Origin of the sequence: Dietzia sp. SLG310A2-38A2 (genome assembly GCF_014145095.1) — a bacterium.
Lineage (GTDB): Bacteria > Actinomycetota > Actinomycetes > Mycobacteriales > Mycobacteriaceae > Dietzia.
In genome coordinates, this window is record NZ_JAALDX010000319.1 from 1 (window position 1) to 2,943 (window position 2,943).

A 2,943-nucleotide genomic window follows, 5' to 3' on the forward strand; every position below is an offset into this window, starting at 1 on the left:
CGCCCGCATGCCCGCGACAATCTCGGCGCCGTCCCGGGTGGTGGCACCGGTCGCGGCCGCGAGGTCGTCGTGGACCTGCGCGACGGCGGCCCCGAGCCTCCGGGACTCGTCGGCGAAATCGGTACCCACCTCATCCGCCAGGAGATCGGCCTCCGCGAACAGATCGCGAACGCTCGCCGTGGCCATCGCCCACCCGTCGGCGGCGCCGGCGAGGAACTCCTGGGCCATCGCCAGGGTGGTGGGGCCGGCGTCGGTGTCGTCCCCCTCGTCGTCGTCGAGTTCCACCCAGCCCCGCAGCGACGCCACGGCCGGGCACTCCCGGTCGGCCAACGCCGCGTGGAGCTCGACGTCGGGGTTGAGACCCGGTTGGACCAGTCGGAACACCTTGACCATGAGGTCGTCGCCGAACACCAGGGACGAGTTGGACTGCTCGCCCTCGAGCAGCCTGCCCCGGGCGGGTGCCGGGGCAGGAGCGCCGCGGACCAGACGGAACCGCAGTCCCCCCACCTCGTCCTGCGCGGCGAGGTGGGCCACGAGTGACTCGGTACCGCGCGGATCACGCAGTCCGTCGTAGACCACCGGTGAGGCGCCGTCGGGCGTCAGGGGGAGCGTCCGGCGGTCGTCCGGCAGGGTCTGCGCGGTGGCCAGCGGGACCTGGTAGCGCTGTGGTCGCCCGTCCACCTCCACGTCCACCAGCAGGTGCTCCACCAGGACGTCGGCATGGTCGAGCAGCACCGCCCGCCGGGCGATCCGCACCGCCGACAGCTGCCGGCCCTTGCCCGCGAACCAGCGTTGTCCGGGGAGCCACTCGGTCAGCAACCTGACCATGGCGTCGTCGTCGACCGGGGTGATGCTCATGCCGCGCCTCTCATGCCGGTGTGTCCGTGGGACTGCGCAGCTCCAGCCAGTAGAAGCCGTAGCCGGGCAGGGTGAGCTGGTACGGGTCGGCGTCGATCTCGGGGAACGGGACCCCGCCGGTGAGCTCGGTGGGCCGGCGACCGGCGAACTCCGAGAGGTCCAGGCGCACTGCCTGCGGGAACCTCGAGAGATTGTTGACGCACAGGATCACGTCCGCCCGGGGGTCCTCCCGCGGGGACCCCATCGTCCGGAGGTAGGCCAGGATGCTCGGGTTCGAGCCTCCGAGATCGGTGAACTCGCCGCGGCCGAACGCGGGGTGGTTCTTGCGCACGTGGATCATCCGCCTGGTCCAGTGCAGCAGGCTCGCGCTGGAGTTGAGCTGCGCCTCCACGTTGACGCCCTGGTAGCCGTACTGCGGGTCCATGATCACCGGGAGGTACAGCTTGCCGGGGTCGCACCGGGAGAACCCGGCGTTGCGGTCGGGGCTCCATTGCATGGGGGTGCGCACGGCGTCGCGGTCGCCCAGCCAGATGTTGTCGCCCATCCCGATCTCGTCGCCGTAGTAGAGCATCGGCGAGCCGGGCAGGCTCAGCAGCAGCGCCGAGAACAACTCCAGCTGGTTGGTGTCGCCGTCGAGCAGCGGGGCCAGGCGCCGGCGGATGCCGATGTTGGCCTTCATCCGCGGGTCCTTGGCGTACTCCGCGTACATGTAGTCGCGTTCCTCGTCGGTGACCATCTCGAGCGTCAGCTCGTCGTGGTTGCGCAGGAAGATCGCCCACTGGGCCGAGGACGGAATGTCGGGAGTGTGGGCCAGGATCTCGGTGACGGGGAAGCGGGACTGCCGCCGCACAGCCATGAAGATCCGCGGCATCAGCGGGAAGTGGAACGCCATGTGGCACTCGTCGCCCACCTCGGACTCGCCGTAGTAGTCCACCACGTCTTCGGGCCATTGGTTGGCCTCGGCCAGCAGGACCCGACCGGGGTACTCCTCGTCCACCACCGCCCGGCACTTGCGCAGGAACTCGTGCGTCTCGGGCAGGTTCTCGCAGTTGGTGCCGTCGCGCTCGAACAGATATGGCACGGCGTCCAGGCGGAACCCGTCGATCCCCAGGTCCAACCAGAACCGCAGGACGTCGATCATCGCGTCCTGGACCTCGGGGTTGTCGTAGTTGAGGTCGGGCTGGTGGGAGAAGAAGCGGTGCCAGTAGAACTGCCCCCGCACCGGGTCGTAGGTCCAGTTGGACGACTCGGTGTCGACAAAGATGATGCGTGCGTCCGGGTACCGGGTGTCGTCGTCGGACCACACGTAGAAGTCCCCGTACGGTCCGGTCGGGTCGGAGCGCGACTCGGTGAACCAGGCGTGGGTGTCGGAGGTGTGGTTCATGACCAGGTCGGTGATCACACGCATGCCGCGCTTGTGGGCCTGGTCGAGGAACTCCACGAAGTCCTCGACGGTGCCGAACTCGGGGAGCACCGTGCGGAAGTCGCGGATGTCGTAACCGCCGTCGCGCAGCGGCGAATCGTAGAACGGCGGCAGCCACAGGCAGTCGACCCCCAACCACTCCAGGTAGTCGAGCTTCTCCGTGAGCCCGCGCAGGTCGCCGGTCCCGTTGCCGTCCGAGTCGTTGAACGCCCTGACCAGTACCTCGTAGAAAACGGCCGACTTGTACCAGTCACGATCGACCTCGAGCTCGGACGCGTGGCGGTAGTCGTCCGCGCTGGGCTCGACCACGTGGCCGTCGTCAGTCAGCTCGGGCTCGGGGTGTCGGGGATCGGACTGGTGGGGGTCGGCCTGGTGGCGCGACATCGGTGACATGGGGCCGAGCCTACGGCCCAGTACGATCCGTTGCATGCGGAAAATCGGCCCGGTGGAGCGTATCCGCCGCGTGAGGGGCGTGGATCCCGCGCGGTCGTTTCGGGAACGGCACGGCCGCCGGGCCCGCGCGCTGGCGGCGTTGTTGGACGGCGACGACGACGAGGTGATCGTGCGCCCGTGGGAGCTGCGGCTGCCCAGATCGGTCATCCTCGCCGCGGCCCGGACCAGGGGCCTGGAGCCGGTCGGAGGCCCCGGGGAGCTCACGCAGC

The 2,943-nt window shown here is 69.5% G+C and carries 2 protein-coding genes and 1 pseudogene; 1 reads left to right on the forward strand and 2 read right to left on the reverse strand.

All coding sequences use genetic code 11. The features are described from left to right. A pseudogene (locus G6027_RS11685) lies at positions 1–858 on the reverse strand (hypothetical protein); the annotation flags it as partial. Positions 859–868: 10 nt separating this feature from the next. After that, positions 869–2,665, reverse strand: coding sequence for a maltose alpha-D-glucosyltransferase (treS, locus tag G6027_RS11690; protein WP_182637333.1), 1,797 nt, complete (start codon positions 2,663–2,665; stop codon positions 869–871). Between the two features lie 43 nt (positions 2,666–2,708). Here treS and G6027_RS11695 point away from each other — a divergent pair. Continuing rightward, the coding region (locus G6027_RS11695) for a hypothetical protein (protein ID WP_182637332.1) at positions 2,709–2,943 on the forward strand (235 nt) is incomplete at its 3' end.